This is a genomic window from Sphingopyxis sp. MG, assembly GCF_002953155.1.
Taxonomy (GTDB): Bacteria; Pseudomonadota; Alphaproteobacteria; order Sphingomonadales; family Sphingomonadaceae; genus Sphingopyxis; species Sphingopyxis granuli.
This window is the reverse complement of sequence record NZ_CP026381.1, coordinates 808,895-832,434: the sequence shown is the minus strand read 5'-3', so window position 1 is coordinate 832,434 and position 23,540 is coordinate 808,895. Positions and strand designations below refer to the sequence as shown.

24 protein-coding genes are annotated in these 23,540 nt (G+C 68.2%); 15 read left to right on the top strand and 9 right to left on the bottom strand.

The annotated features are described in order from the left end of the window. Positions 1-5: 5 nt before the first annotated feature. From C3E99_RS03825 to C3E99_RS03815, 3 genes are all read left to right on the top strand, one after another. Positions 6-350 carry a hypothetical protein gene (locus C3E99_RS03825; RefSeq protein ID WP_067181969.1) on the top strand — a complete coding sequence of 115 codons (345 nt, stop codon included), beginning with the start codon at positions 6-8 and terminating at the stop codon, positions 348-350. 61 nt (positions 351-411) lie between these two features. Then, positions 412-1,644 (top strand): 23S rRNA (adenine(2503)-C(2))-methyltransferase RlmN, encoded by a 1,233-nt coding sequence (gene rlmN, locus C3E99_RS03820; protein ID WP_199775063.1) that lies wholly within the window; start codon positions 412-414, stop codon positions 1,642-1,644. 410 nt (positions 1,645-2,054) lie between these two features. Next, positions 2,055-2,513 carry an outer membrane beta-barrel protein gene (locus tag C3E99_RS03815; RefSeq protein ID WP_067113725.1) on the top strand — a complete coding sequence of 153 codons (459 nt, stop codon included), beginning with the start codon at positions 2,055-2,057 and terminating at the stop codon, positions 2,511-2,513. 78 nt (positions 2,514-2,591) lie between these two features. Here C3E99_RS03815 and C3E99_RS03810 read toward each other — a convergent pair whose 3' ends face one another. After that, positions 2,592-2,831, bottom strand: a complete 240-nt coding sequence (locus C3E99_RS03810) for a thioredoxin (RefSeq protein WP_067113722.1) — start codon at positions 2,829-2,831, stop codon at positions 2,592-2,594. A gap of 95 nt (positions 2,832-2,926) precedes the next feature. On the opposite strand from C3E99_RS03810, the gene C3E99_RS03805 reads away from it, so the two are divergent. After that, complete coding sequence (locus C3E99_RS03805) at positions 2,927-3,478, top strand: MarR family winged helix-turn-helix transcriptional regulator (protein ID WP_104959436.1); 552 nt, start codon at positions 2,927-2,929, stop codon at positions 3,476-3,478. Next, the gene (locus C3E99_RS03800) at positions 3,475-4,125 is read left to right on the top strand and encodes an MOSC domain-containing protein (protein ID WP_076074497.1); all 651 of its coding nucleotides are present in this window, start codon (positions 3,475-3,477) and stop codon (positions 4,123-4,125) included. The genes C3E99_RS03805 and C3E99_RS03800 overlap by 4 nt, the downstream gene beginning before the upstream one ends. A gap of 3 nt (positions 4,126-4,128) precedes the next feature. Here C3E99_RS03800 and C3E99_RS03795 read toward each other — a convergent pair whose 3' ends face one another. Continuing rightward, positions 4,129-4,845, bottom strand: coding sequence for an arylesterase (locus C3E99_RS03795; RefSeq protein ID WP_076074495.1), 717 nt, complete (start codon positions 4,843-4,845; stop codon positions 4,129-4,131). A gap of 17 nt (positions 4,846-4,862) precedes the next feature. Between C3E99_RS03795 and C3E99_RS03790 the strand changes: the two genes are divergently transcribed. Next, entirely contained in the window at positions 4,863-5,564 is a 702-nt protein-coding gene (locus C3E99_RS03790) for an ABC transporter ATP-binding protein (protein ID WP_076074491.1), read from the top strand. Positions 5,565-5,592: 28 nt separating this feature from the next. Continuing rightward, complete coding sequence (locus C3E99_RS03785; RefSeq protein ID WP_104959435.1) at positions 5,593-8,097, top strand: ABC transporter permease; 2,505 nt, start codon at positions 5,593-5,595, stop codon at positions 8,095-8,097. A 9-nt stretch (positions 8,098-8,106) separates the two neighbouring features. Here C3E99_RS03785 and C3E99_RS03780 read toward each other — a convergent pair whose 3' ends face one another. The 4 genes from C3E99_RS03780 to thrS form a co-directional block, all read right to left on the bottom strand. Continuing rightward, positions 8,107-8,472, bottom strand: a complete 366-nt coding sequence (locus tag C3E99_RS03780; RefSeq protein WP_067110504.1) for a type II toxin-antitoxin system VapC family toxin — start codon at positions 8,470-8,472, stop codon at positions 8,107-8,109. Then, complete coding sequence (locus tag C3E99_RS20095; RefSeq protein WP_234002587.1) at positions 8,469-8,918, bottom strand: DUF7662 domain-containing protein; 450 nt, start codon at positions 8,916-8,918, stop codon at positions 8,469-8,471. The genes C3E99_RS03780 and C3E99_RS20095 overlap by 4 nt, the downstream gene beginning before the upstream one ends. 77 nt (positions 8,919-8,995) lie before the next feature. After that, complete coding sequence (locus C3E99_RS03770; protein ID WP_067110498.1) at positions 8,996-9,757, bottom strand: sulfite exporter TauE/SafE family protein; 762 nt, start codon at positions 9,755-9,757, stop codon at positions 8,996-8,998. Then, positions 9,754-11,772, bottom strand: coding sequence for a threonine--tRNA ligase (gene thrS / locus C3E99_RS03765; RefSeq protein ID WP_104959434.1), 2,019 nt, complete (start codon positions 11,770-11,772; stop codon positions 9,754-9,756). Before thrS ends, C3E99_RS03770 begins: the two co-directional genes overlap by 4 nt. A 149-nt stretch (positions 11,773-11,921) precedes the next feature. Between thrS and C3E99_RS03760 the strand changes: the two genes are divergently transcribed. The 7 genes from C3E99_RS03760 to C3E99_RS03730 all read left to right on the top strand — a co-directional run bounded on the left by C3E99_RS03760 (position 11,922) and on the right by C3E99_RS03730 (position 16,552). Next, entirely contained in the window at positions 11,922-12,326 is a 405-nt protein-coding gene (locus C3E99_RS03760) for a MerC family mercury resistance protein (RefSeq protein WP_076074483.1), read from the top strand. A gap of 117 nt (positions 12,327-12,443) precedes the next feature. After that, positions 12,444-13,244, top strand: coding sequence for an alpha/beta fold hydrolase (locus tag C3E99_RS03755; protein ID WP_076074481.1), 801 nt, complete (start codon positions 12,444-12,446; stop codon positions 13,242-13,244). A gap of 9 nt (positions 13,245-13,253) precedes the next feature. After that, on the top strand, positions 13,254-13,691 hold the full coding sequence (locus C3E99_RS03750) for an acyl-CoA thioesterase (RefSeq protein ID WP_076074478.1): 438 nt from the start codon (positions 13,254-13,256) through the stop codon (positions 13,689-13,691). 23 nt (positions 13,692-13,714) lie between these two features. After that, a complete protein-coding gene (locus C3E99_RS03745; RefSeq protein WP_076074476.1) occupies positions 13,715-14,152 on the top strand; it encodes a VOC family protein in 438 nt (145 codons plus the stop codon). 1 nt (position 14,153) lies between these two features. Continuing rightward, positions 14,154-15,245: an NAD(P)H-dependent flavin oxidoreductase gene (locus tag C3E99_RS03740; protein ID WP_076074473.1), complete on the top strand. Its 1,092-nt coding sequence runs from the start codon at positions 14,154-14,156 to the stop codon at positions 15,243-15,245. A gap of 67 nt (positions 15,246-15,312) precedes the next feature. Further along, the gene (gene gloB / locus C3E99_RS03735; RefSeq protein ID WP_067181927.1) at positions 15,313-16,041 is read left to right on the top strand and encodes a hydroxyacylglutathione hydrolase; all 729 of its coding nucleotides are present in this window, start codon (positions 15,313-15,315) and stop codon (positions 16,039-16,041) included. A gap of 64 nt (positions 16,042-16,105) precedes the next feature. Then, the gene (locus C3E99_RS03730) at positions 16,106-16,552 is read left to right on the top strand and encodes a hypothetical protein (protein ID WP_234002586.1); all 447 of its coding nucleotides are present in this window, start codon (positions 16,106-16,108) and stop codon (positions 16,550-16,552) included. Positions 16,553-16,920: 368 nt separating this feature from the next. On the opposite strand, the gene C3E99_RS03725 is transcribed toward C3E99_RS03730, so the two are convergent. The 3 genes from C3E99_RS03725 to C3E99_RS03715 all read right to left on the bottom strand — a co-directional run bounded on the left by C3E99_RS03725 (position 16,921) and on the right by C3E99_RS03715 (position 21,644). Beyond that, positions 16,921-18,750, bottom strand: a complete 1,830-nt coding sequence (locus C3E99_RS03725; protein WP_199775062.1) for an AMP-dependent synthetase/ligase — start codon at positions 18,748-18,750, stop codon at positions 16,921-16,923. A 61-nt stretch (positions 18,751-18,811) separates the two neighbouring features. Next, positions 18,812-20,503: a gamma-glutamyltransferase gene (ggt, locus tag C3E99_RS03720; RefSeq protein ID WP_076077647.1), complete on the bottom strand. Its 1,692-nt coding sequence runs from the start codon at positions 20,501-20,503 to the stop codon at positions 18,812-18,814. A 70-nt stretch (positions 20,504-20,573) separates the two neighbouring features. After that, a complete protein-coding gene (locus C3E99_RS03715) occupies positions 20,574-21,644 on the bottom strand; it encodes a quinone-dependent dihydroorotate dehydrogenase (protein ID WP_076074471.1) in 1,071 nt (356 codons plus the stop codon). Between the two features lie 83 nt (positions 21,645-21,727). On the opposite strand from C3E99_RS03715, the gene C3E99_RS03710 reads away from it, so the two are divergent. Continuing rightward, entirely contained in the window at positions 21,728-23,536 is a 1,809-nt protein-coding gene (locus C3E99_RS03710; protein WP_076074468.1) for a DUF885 domain-containing protein, read from the top strand. Positions 23,537-23,540: the final 4 nt, after the last annotated feature.

Sequence of the window (23,540 nt, the reverse complement as noted above, 5' to 3'; positions counted from 1 at the left end):
GCAAGATGAACGCGCCCGTGCGCTGTGACGGTACCGCCCGCGAGCGGCACAAGACGCTCGATTTCATCGGTTTGCGCGCCCATGCGACGACCGTCGGGCTGATCCAGCTTTGCGAGGAGCTGATGAACGCCGGCGTGCTGAGCGCAGAGGGATTGCAGCGCATCAAGGATGCGATCCGCATGGAACTGACCGTGTGCAATGCCCGGATTTCAGGGCAGTCGAACTTCGACGACACGCTGCGCCGCCGCCTCGACGCGATCTTTCCGCAGGCGCCCGGCCGCCCGCCCGAGGAGCCGGTCGGCCCGCTCACCGATTTCGAGGAAGCGATCGAGGAAGGCCTGCCGCACTGAGATGAAGGCGGGCGATGCGCGATTGCGCAAGCCCCCCTTCCCTCCTATATCGCCGCGCATCATGCAGATTCCCGGCCATATCGACCCGGTCACGACCGGCACCGTGCCGTTGCGCGGCGGCAACCGCATCGACCTGGTCGGGTTGACGCGCGAAGGGATTCGCGCCGCGCTGGAAGAAGCCGGGCTCGACGCCAAGGCGGCCAAGCTGCGCGCCAAGCAGATCTGGCACTGGATCTATCACCGCGGCGTCACCGAATTCGATGCGATGACCGACATCGCCAAGACGATGCGTCCGTGGCTGACCGAGCGGTTCATCGTCGGCCGCCCCACCGTCGTCACCGCGCAGGTGTCGAACGACGGCACCCGCAAATGGCTGCTCGCCGCCGCCGACGGTCAGGAATATGAGATGGTGTTCATCCCCGACGCAGATCGGGGAACGCTGTGCGTGTCGAGCCAGGTCGGCTGTACCCTCAACTGCCGCTTCTGCCACACCGGCACCATGCGCCTCGTCCGCAATCTGGGGGCCGGCGAGATCGTCGGGCAGGTGCTGCTCGCGCGCGACGCACTCGGCGAATGGCCGAAGGGAACGATGGCAGGAGGCGCGGAAGACGAGGAAGACGACGCCGGCCACTACACCGCCGATGGCCGCATGCTCACCAACATCGTGATGATGGGGATGGGCGAGCCGCTCTACAATTTCGACGAGGTCAAGAGCGCGCTGAAGATCGTCATGGACGGCGACGGGCTGGCGCTGTCCAAGCGCCGCATCACCCTGTCGACGAGCGGAGTCGTGCCGATGATGGCGCGCGCGGGCGAGGAGATCGGCGTCAACCTCGCGGTATCGCTCCACGCGGTCAGCAAGGAAATCCGCGACGAGATCGTGCCGCTCAATCGCAAATACGGCATCGAGGAACTGCTCGCCGCCTGCGCCGCCTATCCGGGCGCGAACAATGCCCGGCGCATCACCTTCGAATATGTGATGCTGAAGGACAAGAACGACAGCGACGCCGACGCGCGCGAACTGGTGCGACTGCTCAAGCAGTACCGGCTGCCCGCGAAGGTCAACCTGATTCCGTTCAACCCGTGGCCCGGCGCGCCTTATGAATGCTCGCCGCCCGAGCGGGTGCGCGCGTTCAGCAACCTGATTTTCGAGGGGGGGATTTCGGCGCCGATCCGCACCCCGCGCGGGCGCGATATCATGGCCGCCTGCGGCCAGCTCAAGAGCGCGGCGACCAAGCCCACCCGCGCCGAACTCGACCGCATCGCTGAGGAAAAGCAGGCCGCGCTGGGCTAAAGCATGATGACTTTGGAAGGACTCGTCATTGCGAGCGGCGAAGCCGCGCGGCAATCCAGAGTGGCGCAAACCGCCCTGGATTGCTTCGCTCCGCTCGCAATGACGCAAGTCGGTCAATCCAAAGTCATCAGAGTCTAAACGCTAATCGGCTTCGCCGAAATCAAGCTCCCAACCGTCATCCTAGCGAAAGCCGGGATCGCTGTCGACCCGACCCAAACCCGCAAGCGATTCCAGCTTTCGCGGGATGAGGAGGCCTGCTCCATTCTGACCGTGTTGCAAAAACAACACAGGTAAGAAAATTGTCTTATTCTGAACGATCCATTCATGGCAGCGACAGGCCGCAACCCCATTTAGGGGCCGGGTCGCGACCCAACAGGGCGCGTCCCGATTGAAGAAAAAAGGAAAATGACATGAAAAAGTTCGCAGTTGCCGCCGCTCTCCTCACCGCGGTCGTTGCCACCCCCGCCCTTGCCGCCGACGGCGGCGAAGCCCGCGTCGAAGTGCGCGGCGGCTACATCTCGGGCGGCGGGCTCGACGACGCCACGCTCGGCATCGCGGGCGGCTATGACCTGAACGCCGGCCAGACGACCTTCATCGGCGCCGAGATCGCCGGCGACAAGGTTCTCAAGAAGGGCTTCGACGTCCAGTTCTCGGCCGGTGGCCGCGCGGGCGCCAATGTCGGCACCAACGGCAAGGCCTATGTCAACGCGGGTTACACCTTCGGCCAGATCGACGACCCCTATGTCGGCGCCGGCTATCAGCACAAGCTGGGCCAGAACGTCTATGGCAAGATCGAATATCGCCATCAGTTCATCAACAACTTCAGCGACCACGACACCTTCGGCGTCGGCGTCGGCCTCGCCTTCTAAGGCGACCGCCAGAGCTGAAAAGGAAAGGGGCGCACCGCGGTGCGCCCCTTTTTCATTGGCGTCAGGGCGCCGGGACGGTCATGCCCTCAGCGCGTCGATCGGAGCGCCGAAATTGATATGATAGGCCTGCCCGCCGAGCACCAGCGCCGGCACCGAGCGGACCCCGGCGTTTTCGGCTTCCGGGACGCGGCCCGGTGTTTCGCCCAGATGGACGCGTTCGACGTCGTAGCGCGCGGGGTCGATCGCGTCGGCCACCACCTGCTCGGCGTCGAGGCAGACGCTGCATCCGGCATGATAGAAAATCGCCTTCTCGGTCATGGTTCGTCTCCTTTTAAAAAGTATCGAGTCGATACAATGCATCTGTCATGCCCACCGGGATTGTGCAAATGGTTTTTAGTCGATACTAAAAAGAGATGACGCAGGACCTGACCGACATGCTGACGCGCACCGCGCGCCTGATCGCGGGCGACGGCCACGCCGCGGGGCTCAAGCCCGTGCAGTGGCAGGCGCTGCGCTATCTGGCGGCCGCGAACCGCTTTTCGCGCACGCCGGGGGCGCTCGCCGCATGGCTGGGACAGACCAAGGGAACGGTGTCGCAGACCGTGGCGACGCTCGAACGCAAGGGGCTCGTCGCGCGGACGGGCGACGCGGGCGACCGGCGGCTGGTCCGGCTCGCCCTCACACCCCAAGGGGAGACGCTGCTCGCCTCCGCCCCCGACACGATTGCCGAGGCGATGCTCGCCCCGATGGCGCCGGCCGACCGCGCGGCGCTGGAGGCGCTGCTCGCCCGCATGCTCGGCGGCTTTCTCGCCGCGCGCGGCCACCGCCCCTTCGGCCTGTGCGCCAACTGCCGGCATTTCCGCCGCGATGCCGAAGGCGGGAACCCGCATCGCTGCGCCTTGCTCGACGTGCCGCTCGACGAAACCGATTCGCGCGCCATCTGCATCGAGCAGGAGGCCGCATGAGCATCGCCATCGACGCGCTTCTGACCGGCAAGGCGCGCGCCTTCGGCGATAGCGGCGAACCGAGCGCGATCGGCAAGACGCCCGTCGCCGGGTCGCGGCACGTCGGCTTCCTCGGCATCGCGGGCGACGAGCAGGGCGACCTGACCGTGCATGGCGGTCCCGACAAGGCGATCCATCATTATCCGCGCGACCATTATCCCTGGTGGATAAAGCGACTGGGCGGCCATCCCCTGCTCGCCGCGCCCGGTGCGTTCGGAGAGAATCTGTCGACCCGTGACATGGTCGAGGACGCGGTGTGCATCGGCGACCGCTACCGGCTCGGCACCGCGCTGATCGAGGTCAGCCAGGGGCGCCAGCCGTGCTGGAAGCTCGGCCACCGCTTCGGCATCGCAAGCGTGCCCGCGACGGTGGTGAAGACCGGCCGCAGCGGCTGGTATTACCGGGTGATCGAGGAAGGAACGGTCGCGGCGGGCGACACGCTCGATCTGATCGCGCGGCCGCTGCCCGACTGGACGATCGCGCGCGTCTTCGCGCTGCTGATCGGCGGCGCCGGAAAGCGCGATCCGGCGGCGGTCCGCGATCTGGCGGCGCTCGACACGCTGGCGGGAAACTGGCGCAGGCGCGCCGAGAAGCTGATCGCGCCCTGATCGCTACCCGGCGGCGGGGAGCGCCGCCTCGACCAGCGGCGCAAGGCCCTGCACGACGACTTTCACTCCCTTGGCATTGGGGTGCAGATGGTCGGCGAGCATCAGCGACGGGTCGGTGACGACATCGTCGAGGATGAAGGGATAGAAGCTGACCCCATATTTCGCGGCAAGATCGGGATATATGGGGTTGAATTTCTTCTCATAATCGCTGCCGAGATTGGGCGCCGCCATCATCCCGGTGAGCAGCACCGGGATATCGCGCCGCTTGAGTTCCGCCAGCATCGCGTCGAGGTTGGCGCGCGTCTGATCGGGACCGATGCCGCGCAGCATGTCGTTGCCGCCGAGCCCCAGCAGCACGAGCGCGGGTTTCTGTCGGGCATTGTCGAGGACATAGGCCAGCCGCTGGCGTCCCGCCGCGCTGGTATCGCCCGACACGCCGGCATTCTGCACCCGCGCCACGACGCCATCGGCGGTCAGCGCGGCCTGAAGTTGCGGCGCCAGCCCCTCTTTCGGTCCGAGCTGATAGCCCGCATAGAGGCTGTCGCCGAATGCGATGACCAACGGCGCATCGGCGGGGAGCGCGGGCGCGGCCTGCGCATGCGATGCGCCGTCGCCCTTCGGGGCCGCGGGCGTATCCGCCGACCCGCAACCCGCGAGCGGTTGGCAAAGCGCGAGCATGCAACCATATAGCAGCATCGAACGCCATCCGGCCGTTTTCATCTCCAAAGGGTCCTTTCTTGACCGACGCGCTCTCCGCATCGCCCGAACCGGCGATCGCCGCCCATAATGTGACGCTGACGCTGGGAACCGGCAAGGCCCCGGTCGAAATTTTGCGCGGGGTCGGCCTGACGGTCGACGCAGGCACATCGGTCGCGCTGCTCGGCCCCTCGGGCTCGGGCAAAAGCTCGCTGATGGCGGTGCTTGCGGGGCTCGAACGCGCGAGCGGCGGGACGATCCGCGTCGCCGGGCTCGATTTCGGCACGATGGACGAGGATGCGCTCGCACGGGCGCGGCGCGGGCGGATCGGGATCGTGCTCCAGGCTTTCCATCTGCTCCCGACGATGACCGCGCTCGAAAATGTCGCGGTGCCGCTCGAACTCGCAGGGCACGCCGATCCGTTCGGACGCGCGCAGGCGGAGCTGGAGGCGGTCGGGCTCGGCCACCGCCTGACGCATTATCCCGCACAGCTTTCGGGGGGCGAGCAGCAGCGCGTCGCCATCGCGCGCGCGATGGCGGGCGAGCCCGCGATCATCTTCGCCGACGAGCCGACCGGCAACCTCGATACCGCGACCGGCCACGCGATCATCGACCTGATCTTCGCACGCCGCGCCGCGCTGGGCGCGACGCTGCTCATCATCACCCACGACCCGGCACTCGCCGACCATTGCGACCGCGTCGTCGTGATGCACGACGGCCGGATCGAGGAGCGGGCACCGTGAACAGGCTCATCCTTCGAAGAGGCGCAAATTGACCCCCGCCCTCGCCACGCTCTGGCGGATCGCGCGGCGCGACCTCGCCGCGCGCATCCGCGGCCTGCGGCTGCTCGCGGTCTGCCTGTTCCTCGGCGTCGCGACGCTCGCCGCGATCGGCAGCCTGACCAGCGGCATCACCGCCGAGCTCGAGGCGCGCGGCCAGACGATCCTCGGCGGCGACCTCCAGCTCGCGCTGCCGCAGCGGCAGGCGAGCGCCGAAGAGATGGCGGCGTTCCGCCTCGCGGGGACAACCTCCGCCACGGTACGGATGCGCGCGATGGCGAATGCGCCGGACGGCGAGGCTTTGCTCGCCGAGCTGAAGGCGGTCGACGACGCCTATCCGCTCTATGGCACAATGCGGCTGGCGAGCGGCGCACGGCGCGGCTCCCCGCCGCCGGGAACGGTCTGGATCGGCACCGACCTCGCCTCGCGGCTTGGGCTGGAACCGCAATCGAGTTTGAAATTCGGCGAAAAGGCGTTCCGCATCGACGGTATCATCGCCGACGAGCCCGACCGGCTGGGCGAGGGATTCACGCTGGGGCCGGTCGCGATCATCGGCATCGACGACCTGCCGGCGACGCAGCTCATCCAGCCGGGCAGCCTCTACGAAAGCAAGTATCGCATCCGCCTGCCAGCGGACGCCGATCCGGCCGCGGTGGGCAAGAACCTGACCGCCGCCTTTCCCGATGCGGGCTGGGACCTCACCGACCGCAGCAACGGCGCACCGGGAACGCGCCGCTTCATCGAGCGCATGGGTCAGTTCCTGTCGCTCGTCGGGCTCGCGGCGCTGGTGATCGCCGGGATCGGCGTCGGCAACGGCGTCGCCAGCTATCTCGCGGGAAAGCGGCCCGGCCTCGCCACGCTGAAGGTGCTGGGCGCCGACAGCGCGACCGTCGCGCGCATCTATGGCTTGCAGATTCTGACCGTGGCGGCGCTCGCCATCGTCGCCGGGCTTGCCGCCGGTGCCGTCGCGCCGGCAGCGATCGGCGCGATCGCGGGCGACGTGCTGCCGGTGCGGCCCGGTTTCGCGCTCTATCCGCTGCCGCTCGCGGTCAGCGCCGCCTATGGTCTGCTGATCGCCGTCGCCTTCGCGCTGCCGCCGCTCGCGGCGACCCGCCGCGTTCCTGCTGCCGGACTCTACCGCGCGACGGTGAGCGGCGCCGGACGGATCGAGGCGCGCGTGCTGGCGGCGGTCGGCGTCGCCTTCGCCGCCATCGTCGCGCTCGCGGTCGCGACGGCGCGCGAGCCGCTGTTCGCGCTGGGCTTCGTCGCCGCAGCCGCCGCGCTGCTCGTCGTGCTGGTCGGGCTCGGCTGGCTGGTGCGGCGCGTCGCGGGCCGCCTTCCGCGACCGCACCGCCCGCTGCCGCGCCTCGCCCTCGCCAATCTCCACCGCCCCGGCGCCGCGACCGGCGCGCTCGTCGTCGCGCTCGGGCTCGGCCTCACCCTGTTCGTCGCGCTCGCGGCGATTCAGACGAGCATCACGGCGGAGATCGCGCGCACCGTGCCGCAGCGCGCGCCGAGTTTCTTCATCCTCGATATTCCGCGCGACCGCGCCGCCGATTTCCGATCGCTGGTGACGCGCGCCGATCCCGATGCCGCGATCAACATGATCCCGGCGCTGCGCGGCAGCGTCACCGAGTTCCGGGGTCAGCGCGTCGACGAACTGGCCGAACTGCCGGAGGGCGCATGGGTGCTACGCGGCGACCGCGGCCTGACCTACAGCGCCACGTTACCCGCGGGCAGCACGCTCGTTGCCGGGCGTTGGTGGGACGCGGGCTATCGGGGCCCACCGCTCGTCAGCGTCGAGCAGGAGGTCGCGGCGTCGCTGGGGCTGCGGCTCGGCGACACGCTTGGCGTCAACGTGCTGGGGGTCGAGGTGCAGGCGAAGGTCGCCTCCTTCCGCACCGTCGATTGGGAGAATTTCGGGCTCAACTACGTCCTCGTCTTCTCGCCCGGCACCTTCGACGCGGCGCCGCACAACATGGTCGCGACCGTGGCCGTGGGACCGACGGCAGAGACCGAACTTTCGCGGAGCGTGCCGCGCGCCTTTCCCTCGGCCTCGCTGATCGCGGTGCGCGACGTCGTCAGCCAGGTCACGACCCTCCTCACCCAGATGAGCCAGGCGATCGCGGTCGCGGCAAGCATCGCGATCCTCGCGGGCATCGCGGTGCTGATCGGCGCGATCGCCGCCAGTCGCGAGCGGCGCGTCTACGACAGCGTGATCCTGAAGCTGCTCGGCGCGACGCGCGGACAGATACTGGGCGCGCAGGCGCTCGAATATGCGGCGCTGGCCGGCATCGTCGCTTTGCTCGCGCTGGGGCTCGGGCTCGCCGCAGCCGCCTATGTGGTCGTCGAGCTGTTCGATTTCACCTTCGCGCCCGATCCGCTGATCGTCGGCCTGACCCTGCTCGGCGGTGCCGGCCTCGCTTTCCTGATCGGCATCGCGGGAAGCTGGCCCCTGCTCTCGGCCCGCCCCGCGCAGGCGCTGCGGAGTCTGTGACCGATCCCTTCACGGGCGATACGAGCACCCAAGACGCTTGGCGTGGTCGAACAGCCGCTTGTCGAGGGTCCATAGCCGCACGCCCGATTCGCCGGCAACCGATGCCAGCAGATGAGCATCGACCATGCCCAATCCGGTAGCGAACAGGCGGTGATCGGAAATGAATGCGAGCAGGCGACTATGATCGACGACGGGCATCGGAGGAAGGTAGGCCAGCATCGCGATGAATCTCGCCCGCTCCGCAAGCGATCCCAGCGCCAATTCGGCGGTGACGAATGGATGCTGGCATACCTCTCCCTCGGACAGGGCAAGGGCAAGCGCTGCATTGGCGCGGCGCAGATGATCGATCCAGACCGACGTATCGACTAATATCATACAGAGGGTCGTTCGCGCGGCGGCGCAGCCGCATCGGGCATCGTTCCCCCCATCAGCGCCAGCGCCCGGCCGGCTTCGCGCTGCAGCAGCGCCGACACCGCCGCGCGTTCGAGCGCCTTGCGGTCGCGAATGCCACTGATCCGCGCGGCTTGGTCCCACAGGTCGTCATCCGCGACAGCGCGCCCAGTGCGGCTATGGTTTCTCACCCGTTCGAAGCGGACCCGTCCGCGTTGCTGGTCGATTTCGCGCGTTTCCCATCCGGCATCGATCCACGCCTTCGCCTGGCTATGATGGCCGCGAAACTGGTTAGCCCACCACGCACGGTGCTGGTGCGCGCTCGGAGGAAGCTTGAAGCGAAGAATCCTTTCGATTTCGGCGAAGGTCGCGTCCCAGCTATCATCCGGAACCGTCGCCAGGAAATCGGCAAGTGGCCGATATTTTCCCATGATCGTCACTCCATTTCGCAGCCAGAATAGTTCGAAACTATTTTTATGTCAAGAAAACTATTCTCCCGCTGAAACGGTCAGTTCAGCAGCCGCACCACGGCGGAAACGGCGGCAACGCCCAGCACGACCGCCACCATCGCCTGCCAGACATGCGGCGCCACGCGGCCGAAGTGGCGGCCGCCGAGGCGGTTGCCCAGCCACATCGGCAGGAACAGCAGCACGGCCAGCAGGAACAGCCGCCACGTCGCCAGCCCGACCCACATCGACGCGAGCGTCCCGGCGATGGCGGTCGCAAAGAAGATCAGCAGCATCGACGCCCGCGCGACGCGCGGTTCGAGGGGACGACGGTAATAGAAAGGAACGACCGGAGGCCCCGGCATCGCCGCAAAACCCGTCAATATCCCAGCGGCGAACCCGGTGCCCCCGATTGCGAGCCGACCCGGCTGGTGTCCCTCGGGCTGTTTGGGCAGCAGCACCGCGACGAAGGCGCCCACCGCGACACTGGTGATGAGCAGCCGCGCGACATCGGGCGTCACGCCTTTCAGCGCCAGCATCCCCAGCGGCGTCGTGACCACCGCGATCAGAGCGATCGGAATCGCGCTCGCGCGGTCCGAATCGTGGATGATCGGCCCCAGCCCGACCGGACCGATCAGCAGTTGCAGCAGGATGCCCAGCGTCACCGCCTGCGCCGGCGCGATGATCAGGCCGAGCAGCGGCACGAGGATGATCGCCATGCCGAAACCGGTGAGTCCGCGCACATAGGCGGCGCCGAACGTCATCGCCGCCGCCCCCGCGATCGTCAGCGGCGCGAGGCCGACCAGATCGTCGAGGCCCGTCAAGCGGGCCGCAGGTCCGGCGGCGTCGCCTCGTCCTTCAGCATCGCGATCGCCTCTGCAAGCGGCAGGATACGCTGGCCGTCCTGGCCGAGGGTGCGGATCGCGACCGTCCCTTCCTCGGCCTCGCGCTTGCCGACGACCAGGAGGTAGGGAACCTTCGCCAGGCTGTGTTCGCGCACCTTGTAATTGATCTTCTCGTTGCGCAGATCGGTCTCGACGCGGATGCCCGCGGCCGCAAGCTGCGCCGCGGCGCCCGTGGCATAATCGTCGGCGTCGCTGACGATCGTCGCGACCACGGCCTGCACGGGCGCGAGCCAGGTCGGGAAGCGACCCGCATAATGTTCGATCAATATGCCGATGAAGCGCTCGTAGCTGCCGAAGATCGCGCGGTGGAGCATGATCGGCCGGTGCCGCTCGCCGTCTTCGCCGATATAGCTGGCGTCGAGCCGCTCGGGCAGCACGCGGTCGGACTGGATCGTGCCGACCTGCCACGTCCGCCCGATCGCGTCGGTCAGGTGCCATTCGAGCTTGGGCGCATAGAAAGCCCCCTCGCCCGGCAGTTCCCCCCAGCCATAGTCGTCGGTCGCGAGCCCCGCGCGCACCACCGCGTCGCGCAGTTCGGCCTCTGCGACGTCCCAGATCTCATCGCTGCCGAAGCGATTGTCGGGCCGCAGCGCGAGCTTGATCGCATAGGAGAAGCCGAAATCCTTGTAGATGCGGTCGGCGAGCTGGCAGAAGCTCTGCACCTCGTCGATGATCTGGTCCTCGCGGCAGAAGATATGCGCGTCGTCCTGCGTGAACTGGCGGACGCGCATCAACCCGTGGAGCGCGCCGTGCGGCTCGTTGCGGTGGCAGCAGCCATTCTCGTAGATGCGCAGCGGCAGGTCGCGATAGGATTTGATCCCCTGGCGGAAGATCAGGACGTGCGCCGGACAGTTCATCGGCTTGAGCGCCATCCATTCGGCGGCGTCGGAGACGAGCGGGCCCTCGTCCTCGGTGTTCGGCACCTCGTCGGGGATGACGAACATATTCTCGCGATACTTGCCCCAATGGCCCGACTGCTCCCACTGGCGCGCGTCCATCACCTGCGGGGTCTTGACCTCCTTGTAGCCCGCGCCGTCGATCGCGCGGCGCATATAGGCCTCGAGCTCGCGCCAGACGATATAGCCCTTGGGGTGCCAGAAGACGCTGCCGTGCGCTTCCTGCTGGAGGTGGAACAGGTCCATCTCCTGCGCCAGCCGGCGATGGTCGCGCTTCGCGGCTTCCTCCAGCTTGTGGAGATGCGCGTCGAGCTGCTTCTTGCTCAGCCAGCCGGTGCCGTAGATGCGCGTCAGCTGTGCATTGCGCTGATCGCCGCGCCAATAGGCGCCCGCCACCCGCATCAGCTTGAACGCCTGCGGATCGACCTTGCCCGTGCTCGCGAGGTGCGGGCCGCGGCACATGTCGAGCCAGGAGCCGGGTTGATGAGGGGGGCCCGACCAATAGACGGTCAGATCCTCGCCCTCGGGCAGCTCTTTCGCCCATTCGGCCTTGAAGACCTCGCCGTCCTTTTCCCACTTGGCGATCAGGGCGTCGCGGCTCCAGACCTCGCGGCGCAGCGGCTTGTCGGCGCGGATGATCTCGCGCATCTTCTCCTCGATCGCGGGCAGGTCGTCCATCGAGAAGGGTTCGCGGCTGTCGGGCGCCTTCACGTCATAGTAGAAGCCGTCGTCGGTCGCGGGGCCGAAGGTGATCTGCGTCCCCGGCCACAGCGCCTGCACCGCCTCGGCCAGGATATGCGCATAGTCGTGGCGTACGAGTTCGAGCGCGTCGGCCTCGTCGCGGCTGGTGATGAGCGCGAGACTGCTATCGGCCTCCAGCGGGCGCATGATGTCGCGCACCTCGCCGTCGACACGCGCGGCAAGCGCGGCCTTCGCGAGCCCGGGGCCGATATCCGCCGCGATCTGCGCCGGGGTCGTGCCGCGCGCGACTTCTCGGGCAGAGCCATCGGGAAGGGTGACGCGGATCATCTCGGACATTGGGAAATCGGCCTTTCTGGCGAGGGAAACTGCGCCCCTTTGCCAGCATGCGATATGGGCGGCAAGGGGCGGATTCGCAATCGGGGTTGCAATGATATAATGTATCATTATGGAGGCGGCACGCATCGCCACCGCGAAGGATTCGCCCCATGTGCATTCCCGTCCCCCGTTCCCGCGTCGCCGACCTTGCGGGAATCACCCTCTCGTTCGGTTGCCTCGTCCATTGCCTTTTGCTGCCGCTGCTCCTGCTGCTGGCGCCGGCGCTCGCGCCGTGGCTCGGCCTGCCCGAAAGCTTTCATGCCGCGGTGCTGCTGCTGGCGCTGCCCGCGGCGTGGGTCGCGATGGCCGGCGGTTGGCGGCATCATCGCCGACGGCTGCCCGCGATACTGGCAGCGGCGGGCTTGCTGCTGCTGACGCTGGGGCTGGCGGCGCACGGGCAATGGATCGCGCTTGGCGATCCCGAGACCGCCGACCGGCTGTTCACCTCGCTCGGCGCGCTGAGTCTCGCGAGCGCGCACGGCCTCAACTGGCGGTTCCGCCATCGCCGCGGATAAATCGGCGGCTTCCGGGGGCAGCGGGGCGGAGAGCTTGCAGGCCCCCTGCACGCGGGCTAGGGGCAGCGGGTCTCGATATTCGATCCGCCGCCGCCAGAACAGGAACCGCCCCCGTCCATGGAGAGACGACAGCTCCCTCCCCTCCCCGTTGCCGGCACGGCCGCAGCGCCCGCCTGGCTCGATCGGCCGGGGCGCCCGCGCCTCGCCTATCGCCATGTCACTGGCGCGGGACCGACGATCGTCTTCCTGCCCGGCTATATGTCCGACATGGCGGGCGGCAAGGCGACGGCGCTGCTCGCCTGGGCGGCGGCGGAAGGGCGCGCCTGCCTGCTGCTCGATTATGCGGGATGCGGATTGTCCGAAGGTCAGTTCGCCGAACAGACGCTGCTCGACTGGCGCGGCGACGTGCTCGACCTGATCGACGCGAAGGTCGAAGGGCGCGTGCTGCTCGTCGGATCGTCGATGGGCGGCTGGCTGATGCTGCTGACGGCGCTCGCGCTGACGCAGCGCGACGGGCCGCGGCGCGTCGCGGGCCTCGTCGGCATCGCCGCAGCGCCCGATTTCACCGAATGGGGTTTCAGCGACGCCGAAAAGGCGATCATCCGCACAGAGGGCGCGCTGATCGAAGATACGCCCTACGGCGACCAGCCCTATGTGACGACGCGCGCCCTCTTCGAATCGGGCGAAGCGAACCGGCTGCTGGATGGCACGATCCCCCTTACCTGCCCGGTCCGCCTGCTCCACGGGCAGGAGGACGGCGACGTCCCGCCCGACATCAGCCTGCGCCTCGCCGCGGCGTTGGCGAGCGACGACGTGCAGGTGACGCTCGTCAAGGGCGGCGACCACCGCCTGTCGCGCGACGGCGACATCGCCCTGCTCATCGACACGGTCGCGCGATTCGCGGCCCATCCAGCCTGAAGGACAACCATGGCCCGCAGCGACTTTCGTTTTCACGTCACCAAGCGCGTCCGCTATGCGGAGATCGATGCGCAGGCGGTGGTGTTCAACAGCCGCTATCTCGAATATTTCGACATCGGCGTCACCGAATATTGGCGCGCGGCGGGCGTCTATGACCGCTGGCCGGATCACAGCAGCCCCGAATTCCACGTCGCGCGCGCGGAGGTCGATTACAAGGCTCCGATCCTGCTCGACGAAGAGATCGACATCTGCGTCCGCGCCGAGCGCGCCGGGCGCAGTTCGCTGACCTTCCTGTTCGAGCTGCACGGCAAGGGCAAGGACGAGCTGCGCGCCGCCGGGCGGATCGTCAACGTCCACGTCGCCGAGGCGCGCGGGGCGGCTTCGCCGGTGCCGGAGGCGTTCCTGGCGTTGTTCGAAGCGTTTGAAGGACGGGCGTTGCGCGCCTAGGGTCCTGATCCTAGACAGGTTTCATGGTTCAATATCTCCACACGATGATCCGGGTCACCGACCCCGACGCCACCATCGCCTTCTTCAAGCTGATCGGGATCGAGGAAGTGCGCCGCTTCGACAGCAAGCAGGGCCGCTTCACGCTGATCTTCCTCGCCGCGCCGGGACAGGCGGGGATCGCCGAGGTCGAGCTGACGCACAACTGGCCGCCCGAGGACGGCAGCGCCCCCGAAACCTATACGGGCGGCCGCAACTTCGGCCACCTCGCCTATCGCGTCGACGACATCTATGCGACGTGCCAGCGGCTGATGGACGCGGGAGTGACGATCAACCGTCCGCCGCGCGACGGGCATATGGCGTTCGTGCGCTCGCCCGACGGCATTTCGGTCGAGCTGCTGCAGGACGGCCATCTGCCGCCGCAGGAACCCTGGGCGTCGATGCCGAACGTCGGAAGCTGGTAGGATGCCCGGCTGGCCCGATCGCCGGTTGACCGGGCTGTTCGGGACGCGGCATCCGATCGTCCAGGCGCCGATGGCGGGCGCGACGTCGACCGACATGATCGTCGGCGCGATGGCCGGGGGCGCGCTCGGCTCGCTGCCGTGCGGCATGCTGACCCCCGACGGCGTCGCCGCGGCGGTGGCGGCGATCCGCGAGCGGAGCGACGCGCCGCTCAACCTCAACTTCTTCTGCCATCGCCTGCCGCCCGCACCCGACACCGCGGCATGGCAGGCAGCACTGGCACCCTATTATGCCGAATATGGCATCGCCAACGCCGGCCCCCCGCCGCCGCTGCGCGCGCCGTTCGACGCCGCGATGGGCGAAACGGCGGTCGCGGCGAAGCCCGCGGTCGCCAGCTTCCATTACGGCCTGCCCGACGAGGCGCTGCTCGCGCCGCTGCGCGCCGCCGGCATCGCGATCGTGTCGAGCGCCACCACCGTTGCCGAGGCGCGACACCTAGCGGCGCGCGGCTGCGACGCGATCATCGCCATGGGTTATGAAGCGGGCGGCCATCGCGGCTGGTTCCTGGGCGAAGAACCGGACAGCCAGATCGGGACGATGGCGCTGGTGCCGCAGGTCGTCGACGCCGTCGCCTGCCCGGTCATCGCGGCGGGCGGCATCGCCGACGCGCGCGGGGTTGCCGCCGCGCTGATGCTCGGCGCGGCGGGGGTGCAGATCGGCACCGCCTATCTGTTCACCGACGAGGCGCCGATCAGTGCCGCGCACCGCCGTGCGCTGAACGGACCGGAGGCCGAGGCGACGCTGCTCACCAACCTGTTTTCGGGCGGCGTCGCGCGCGGCATGCGCAACCGGCTGGTCGCGGAACTGGGGCCGATGGCCGACGCCGCGCCGCCCTTCCCCCATGCGTCCGCCGCGCTCGCACCGCTGCGCAAGGCGAACGAAGCGCAGGGCGGCGGCGATTTCTCGCCGCTGTGGGCGGGACAGGCGGCACCGCTGGGCCGCGCCGGCACCGCCCGTGCCCTGACCGAGCGGCTCGCCAGCGAAGCCCTCGCGCGGCTTGACGGAAGCGGATCGCACCCGCCACAATCGCGCTGACGCCAAGGTCGGCGCCCGCCCGCTCCGTCATCAGGGCAAGAGGCCGGACCGCGAAGGAGAAAAGAGCATGGCTGCGCTCGACATCGTCCGCATCCCCGTCCTCAGCGACAATTATGTCTGGCTGGTCCACGATCCCGAAAGCTTCGAGACGATGGTGGTCGACCCGTCGGTCGCCGATCCGGTGCTGGCCGAAGCCGACCGGCGCGGCTGGCCGATCACCGCGATCTGGAACACCCACTGGCACCCCGACCACACCGGCGGCAACGCCGATATCAAGGCGAAGACGGGCTGCGAGATCATCGCCCCCGCCGCCGAGCGCGAACGCATTCCGACCGCCGACCGACTGGTGAAGGACGGCGACCGGGTACGGCTGGGATCGCATGTCGCCGACGTCTGGGACGTGCCCGCGCATACGGCGGGCCATATCGCCTATCATTTCGCCGACGACGCCGCGATCTTCGTCGGCGACACGCTGTTCGCGATGGGATGCGGCCGGCTGTTCGAGGGAACGGCCGAGCAGATGTTCGCCAACATGCAGCGGCTCGCGACGCTCGACGACGCGACGCGCGTCTATTGCGCGCACGAATATACGCTGTCGAACGCGCGCTTCGCGGTGACGGTCGACCCCGACAACCGGGCGCTCGCGGACCGCCTTGCCGCGGTCGAGGCGGCGCGCGCCGCCGGCGAGCCGACGGTGCCGACGAGCATCGGCGCGGAACGCGCGACGAACCCCTTCCTGCGCGCGCCCACCGCCGCCGAGCTCGGGCGCATCCGCGCGCTCAAGGATGCCGCGTGATGCGGCGGCTTCAGCGCGCATTCATCCTCCCTGGCGCATCGTGCCGAATGCAAGGAGTCCGATCATGGCCAGGCTGAATCCGGTATATGCGGCGGCGCTGATCGGCGCGATGCCGCTGATCGCGAGTTGCGCTCCCGCCGGCAGCGCCGATGCCGGCGCCGCGGCGCTGACCCCGAAACAGAGCCGGACGCTCGACAAATATCTGGCCGGCAAGGTCGCGGGCGAGCCGGTCCGGTGCCTGCCGCACTATGCGAGCGCCGATACGATCCGCGTGTCGGACGATATATTGCTCTATCGGCAGGGAAGTCGCATCGTCTATCGCAACGACCTGAAAGGCCGCTGCCCCGGCCTCGCGCGCGACAGCGACATCATGGTGGTGCGCCAGTTCGGCACCCAGACATGCAGCGGCGATTTCTTCCACCTGGTCGACCGCGGCAGCGGCATCCGCGGACCGACGTGCGTCTTCGGCGATTTCATCCCCTATCGCAAACCGGCGGGGGACGAAGGCTGAGCCGACAGGCCCGGCCGCAGGCGGGGTTCGGTTTGCGCCGAGCTCTCGGGTCGCAGCCCCGCCTGCTCCGATGAAAAGCCATCCTTTTCGTTAGACCATGACGACATCAGACGGACTCGTCATTGCGAGCGGCGAAGCCGCGCGGCAATCCAGAGCATGCATAAATCGCTCTGGATTGCTTCGCTCCGCTCGCAATGACGTGGTCAATCCAAAGTCATCAGAGTCCGAAGTACCATGTCATAACGTGCCGCGTTCCGTCCGAAGGATATATACGCCAAACGAGTTCAGGCTGACGGAAGGAAGCCGAACCCGGATCCCCGCAGACCATGGACTCTTTCCGACCCGTCTGCGCGGGGACACGACATGCATCACCCCCGATACAGCGCCGCGATCTTGTCGGCATAGACCTGCTTCAGCACGTGGCGGCGGATCTTCATCGACGGCGTCATCTGTTCATTCTCGATCGTGAAGGGTTCGTCGGCGAAGTCGAACTTGCGCACCTTCTCGATCACCGAGAGCTGGGCGTTGACCCGGTCGACCGCAGCGCGGATCGCGGCGCGGAATTTCTCGTGCTCGCGCAGCAGCTTCAGGTCTTTCGGCAACCCCTCCGCCTCGGCCCATTCGTCCATCCATTCGGGATCGGGAACCAGCAGGCCGACCAGGTGCGGGCGCTTGTCGCCATAGACCATCGCCTGCAATATCTCGGGCTGGAGCGTCAGCATTCCCTCGACACGCTGCGGCGAGACATTGTCGCCCTTGTCGTTGACGATCAGGTCCTTCTTGCGGTCGGTGATGACGATGCGGCCCGCCTCGTCGATATGGCCGATGTCGCCGGTGTGCAGCCACGGCCCCTTGTCGGGCTCGGCCGGATCGGGGACCAGCACGCGCTCGGTCTCGGCCGGGTTGCGCCAATAGCCCTTCATGACCAGTTCGCCGCGCACGCAGATCTCGCCGTCGTCGGCGATCCGCACCTCGGTATTCATCAGCGGCGGGCCGACCGTGTCCATCTTCAGCCCCGCCGCGGGGCGGTTGCAGCTGATCACCGGCCCCGCCTCGGTCTGGCCATAGCCTTGCAGCAGGGTCAGGCCGATCGAATGGAAGAAAACGCCGATTTCGGGGTTCAGCGGCGCGCCGCCCGACACCAGCGCCTTCATCCGGCCGCCGAAACGCTTCTGGATCTTCGGGCGGAACAGTTTGTTGAGCAGCAGGTCGACCGGACGGTCGAGCACGCCCATGCGCCGCTCATAATCCTTTTCGCCGACGCGCAGCGCCTGGCTCAGCATCCAGTTCGCCAGCTTGCCCTGCTTTTCGACCGCCTTGATCATCCGCGCGCGGATGACCTCGAACAGGCGCGGGACGACGACCATGATCGTCGGCCGCGTCTCCTCGATGTTCGAGACGAGCTTTTCGAGCCCCTCGCTGTAATAGATTTGCGCGCCGACCATGATCGGCAGGAACTGTCCGCCCGAATGCTCATAGGCATGGCTGAGCGGCAGGAAGGACAGGAACACCTCCTCGTCGCCGATGCCGAAATCATTGACCAGCACTTCGGCCGCGCCCGCCGCATTGTGCAGGATCGCGCCATGATGCTGCATCACGCCGCGCGGCGCGCCGCCGGTGCCGCTGGTGTAGATGAGGCAGGCAGTGTCGTCGCGCGTCATCGCCAGGCCCCGCGCCTTTGCCTCCTCCAGATGCGCCTCGCCCCCCGTGACCAGCGGGTCCCAGTCGTGGATCGCGACATTGCCCTGCTGGCCGACGCGCAGGCTTTCCATGCTGATAACCAGCCGCACGTTCGAGCGCAGCACCGCAGGCATCAGCGTCCGCGCGAGTTTGGCGGTGGAGACGATCACCGCGCTGGCGCCGCTGTTGTCGAGGATATGCTGGTGGTCGCGCTCGGTGTTGGTGGTGTAGGTCGGCACGGTGATGCACCCCGCCGCCATGATGGCGAGGTCGGCGATACAGAATTCGGGGCGATTCTCGCTGACCAGCACGACGCGGTCGCCGTCGCGCAGCCCCAGCCGGCGCAGATTATATGCCAGCGCGGCGACCTGGTTCATGACCTGCCGCCACGACAGCGGCTGCCAAGCGCGATCGGCCTTGCGCCACAGGAAAGGCGTCTCGCCGCCCCGCTCGGCGCGGTCGAAGAACATCGCGACGAGACTGGGGAAATGGTCGAGATGGGGGTTTTCCAGCTTCATTCCTCTACTCTCCCAGAGAGGTTGGATCGTTCGTCATCGTGCCGACCGGAAAGCCGGCGCATCACCCCTGCGGCGGCGAGCCTTCGACCGACGCCGATCCGGGGCCGCGCGGATCGGCGGCGCCGTGCCAGACGCCGTCGACGCGCTGCGCCGCGTTGAGTTTCGATCCCAGTTCGGTCGGCGTGAAGGCATAGCCGAAGGGCTGCATCTTCGCGGCGATCGCCTTGCCCGCCGCATCGTCCTCGATCAGCACGCCCTGCTGGCCGAAGAACAGGTTGGGCAGCGCGATCGCATCCTCGGCCGACAGGCCCCAGTCGAGCACGCCGATCAGCGTCTTGGTCACGTGCATGATGATGCGCTTGCCCCCCGCCGAGCCGACCGCGAGCACGACCTTGCCGTCGGGACCATAGACGATCGTCGGCGACATCGACGACAGCGGCCGCTTGCCCGCCTGCACCCGATTGGCTGCGGGCGCGCCACCCTGCACCGGGCTGTGGTCGAAATCGGTCAGCTCGTTGTTGAGGAAATAGCCGTTGACGTTGAGGTGGCTGCCGAAAATGCTCTCGACCGTCGAGGTCATCGAGGCGACGTCGCCGGCGCGGTCGACGACGACGAAATGCGTCGTGCCATGTTCGGCGACCGGCCCCGAAGTGGTGCGCGGTTCGGCCCCCGGCGGGTTGCCCGCTTCATAACGGCCCGCCGCGCCGAAGGGCGAGATGAGCTGGCGCCGCCCGGCCAGATACGCCTTGTCGAGCAGCCCGGCGACGGGCACCGAAACGAAATCGCCGTCGCCCAGATATTTGGCGCGATCGGCATAGGCAAGCTGCATCGCCTCCGCCAGCAGGTGCCAGCTCATCGGGTTGTCCTTGCCCATCGCCTTCATGTCCCAACCTTCGAGCAGGCCGAGGATGCCGAAGACGGTGGTCGCCCCCGACGAGGGCGGCCCCATGCCGCAGACCTTGTAGACGCGGTAGGTGGTGCACACCGCCGGCCGGTCCTTCGCCCGATAGGCGGCGAGATCCTTCGCGGAGATCTGCGCCGGGTTACGCTTCGATCCGGCGACCGCCGCGCTGATCGCGCGGGCATTGGCGCCGGTATAGAAGGCATCGGGACCGCGCGCCGCCATGTCGCGGAGCAGCGCGGCATAGGCGGGGTTGCGGATCGTCGCGCCGACCGGTGCGGGCTTGCCGTCGATATAATAGATCGCGCGCGCGGCGGGGAAATCCTTCCACAGCTCCTCGAACCGGACCAGCCAGTTGTGGAGGACCGGCGTCACCTGATACCCCTCCTCCGCCAGCCTGATCGCGGGCTGGAACAGCGCCTTCCATTCGAGCTTGCCCCATTTCCCGTGCGCCATCTCCATCAGGCGGACGTTGCCGGGCACGCCGACCGACAGGCCGCCCGGCACCACCTCCATGAACGGGCGCGGCTTGCCGTCGGGCCCCAGGAAGCGGTCGGGCTTCGCCGCCGCGGGCGCGGTTTCGCGGCCGTCGATCGTCGCGATGCTGTCGCTCGCGGCGTCGTGATAGACGAGCAGCCCGCCGCCGCCGACCCCGCTCGACTGCGGCTCGACGAGGGTCAGGACGAGCATCATCGCCATCGCCGCATCGGCGGCCGAACCGCCGTCGGCGAGGATCGCGCGCCCCGCCTCGGTCGCGCGCGGGTCGGCGGACGAGGTCACGCCCTGCGCGACGGCGAGGGAGGGAACGGCAAGGACGAAGAGGCTGAGCGCGGCGAGGAGTCGTTTGATCATGCGCGCGACATTGGCGCGGCCCTTGGGCCAGCGCAACCCCGACCTCTTCTTCCTTGGCACGGGTCTTCGCCTAGCCGCCCGCTCCCACCGCGTCGGCCACCCGCACGAAGCCGTCGCGCGCGGCGAGCGCTTCCAGTCCGCGCGCGATGCGGCCGGCAAGGCCCGGCCCTTCATAGACCATCGCCGAATAGAGCTGGACGAGGCTGGCGCCCGCGCGGATGCGCTCCCACGCCTGTTCGGGCGACGCGATGCCGCCCGCGGCGATCAGCGGCAGCGTGCCCCCGCTCGCGGTGCGGAAATCCCGGACGCGCCGAAGCGCCAGTTCGGCGAGCGGCGCGCCCGACAGCCCCCCGGTCTCGCCCGCGTGGCGCGACGCGAGCGGCGGGCGCGTGATCGTCGTGTTCGACACGATCACCGCCGCGAGCCGCTTGTCGAGCGCCACTGCGACGATATCGTCGATGTCGGCGGGCTCCAGATCGGGCGCGACCTTCAGAAACACGGGTTTCACGGCCCCTGCGAGCTGCGCCGCCGCGACGCCGTCAAGCAGCGCCTCGAGCGCGCCCTTGTCCTGCAGGGCGCGCAGTCCCGGCGTGTTCGGCGAGCTGATGTTGACGGTCAGATAATCGGCGAGCGGCGCCATCGCCGCGGTGCCCTTCGCATAGTCGGCGATGCGATCGACGCTATCCTTGTTCGCGCCGATGTTGATGCCGAGCGGCACCGGCAGGCCGTGGCGGCGCAGGCAGGCGATCCGTCCGGCCGCCGCCGCCTGCCCGCCGTTGTTGAAGCCCATGCGGTTGATGATCGCGCCGTCCTCGACCAGCCGGAACAGGCGCGGGCGCGGATTGCCCGCCTGCGGCAGCGGGGTCAGCGTCCCGACCTCGACGAAGCCGAAGCCGAAATGCGGCATCGCGTGCGCGACGCGCGCATCCTTGTCGAAGCCGGGCGCGAGCCCGACCGGATTGGGGAAGGACAGACCCGCGAATTCGGTCGCGAGCGCCGGGCTGGTCAGCGCGCGCCGCGCGCGCGGCAGCGGCTGGAGCGCGGCGAGCGTCAGATTGTGCGCGGCCTCGCCATCGGTGGCGTGGACGATCGGGCGGGCCAGCGCATAGGCGGCATCGCAGGCGGAGGCGAAGAGCGACATGGCCCGCCATTGCGCCGCGCCGGCCGCTATGGCAAGCCCCACAGCGGATCGGGCAAATCCGCCGGACATAACAGGAGATTATCGTGTCGCACCGCCGCATCGCCGCCAGCCTGTCCACCTGCCTGATCGCGCTCGCTATCGCGGGCTGCGCCCCGGTGGCCGCCGAGCGGGCGCCCGCCGCCGCGTCGATCCCCGTTCCGCCCGCCGGCGCGGGGCTTGCCGATTTCTTCGAGCAATATGATGCCGCGCAGCTTTCGCTGAGCCCGCAGGGCAAGGCCTATCGCGGCATCCGCGACCAGGATTATGGCCGCTGGAACGATGTCGGCGACGAGGCCGAGGTCGCGAGCCACAAGCTCCAGCAGGCGACGGCGGAGGCGATGCGCGCCAGCTTCGACCCGCGGACGCTTTCGCCCGACGACGCGCTGTCGTTCGAACTGTTCAACGCGCAGGCGGAGCGGGCGGACCGGCTGTTCGCCTTTCGCGACCATGCCTATATCTTCGACCAGATGAACGGCGCGCAGAGCCGGCTTCCCGCCTTCCTCATCAATATCCACCGCGTCTCCAGCGCCGCCGAGGCGCAGGCCTATGTCGACCGCATCCGCGGCCTCGGCCCCGTTCTCGACGCGCTGAGCGCCCAATCGGCCGCGCGCGCGCGAAAGGGCATCCAGCCGCCCAAATGGGTCTATGCCTATGTCATCTCCGACATCGAGAATCTGATGAAGCCCGACAATGCGGTGATCGAGGACATCGCCGCGAAGGTCGGCAAGCTCGAGGCGACCGATGCGGAGAAGGCGCGGCTGGTCGACGCCGCGCGGGCGGCGTGGACCGAAAGCGCCGGGCCGGCCTATGGCCGCCTGCTCGCCGAGATGAAGCGCCAGCAGGCGGACGCGCCGACCGCCGACGGCATCTGGCGCCTGCCCGACGGCGCCGCTTATTATCAGGCGCTGCTCGCCAATTACACGACCACCGACATGAGCGCGGCCGAGATCCACGACCTTGGCCTGCGCGAAGTCGCGCGCATCCACGGCGAGATGAAGGCGATCATGGCGAAGGTCGGCTTCAAAGGCACGCTGCCGCAGTTCTTCGAGCATCTGCGCACCAGCCCGCAATATTATCACACGACGCGCGAGGCCTATCTCGCCGACGTCGCGACGCGGGTCACGGCGATGGAGGCGCGGCTGCCCGCCTTCTTCAACACGCTGCCCAAGGCGCATCTGCAGGTGAAGGCGGTCGAGGCGTTCCGCGAGAAATCGGCGGGCAAGGCCTTTTACCAGTCGCCGTCGCCCGACGGGTCGCGGCCGGGCACCTATTACGTCAATCTCTACGACCTGCGCGACATGTCGAAGACCGAACTCGAGGCACTCGCCTATCATGAGGGGGTTCCCGGCCACCACCTCCAGCGCGCGGTGCAGACCGAACTCACCGGCCTGCCGCCCTTCCGCCGCTTCGGCGGCTTCACCGCCTATACCGAGGGCTGGGGCCTCTATTCGGAGGAGCTGGCGAAGGACATGGGTTTCTATACCGACCCCTACAGCGACTTCGGCCGGCTCGGCATGGAATTGTGGCGCGCGTGCCGGCTCGTCGTCGATACCGGCATCCACGACAAGCGCTGGAGCCGCGAGCAGGCGATCCGCTATCTCAAGGACAACACCCCCAACCCCGACGGCGACATCGAAAAGGCGATCGAGCGCTATATCGTCTATCCGGGTCAGGCGACCGCCTATCTGATCGGCAAGCTCAAGATCATGGAATTGCGCACCCGCGCGCAGGCGGCGCTGGGCGAGCGTTTCGACATCCGCGCCTTCCACGACGTGGTGCTGCAATCGGGGCCGGTGCCGCTCGACGTCATGGAACGGCGCGTCGATGCGTGGATCGCGCACGAAAGCGCCTGACACC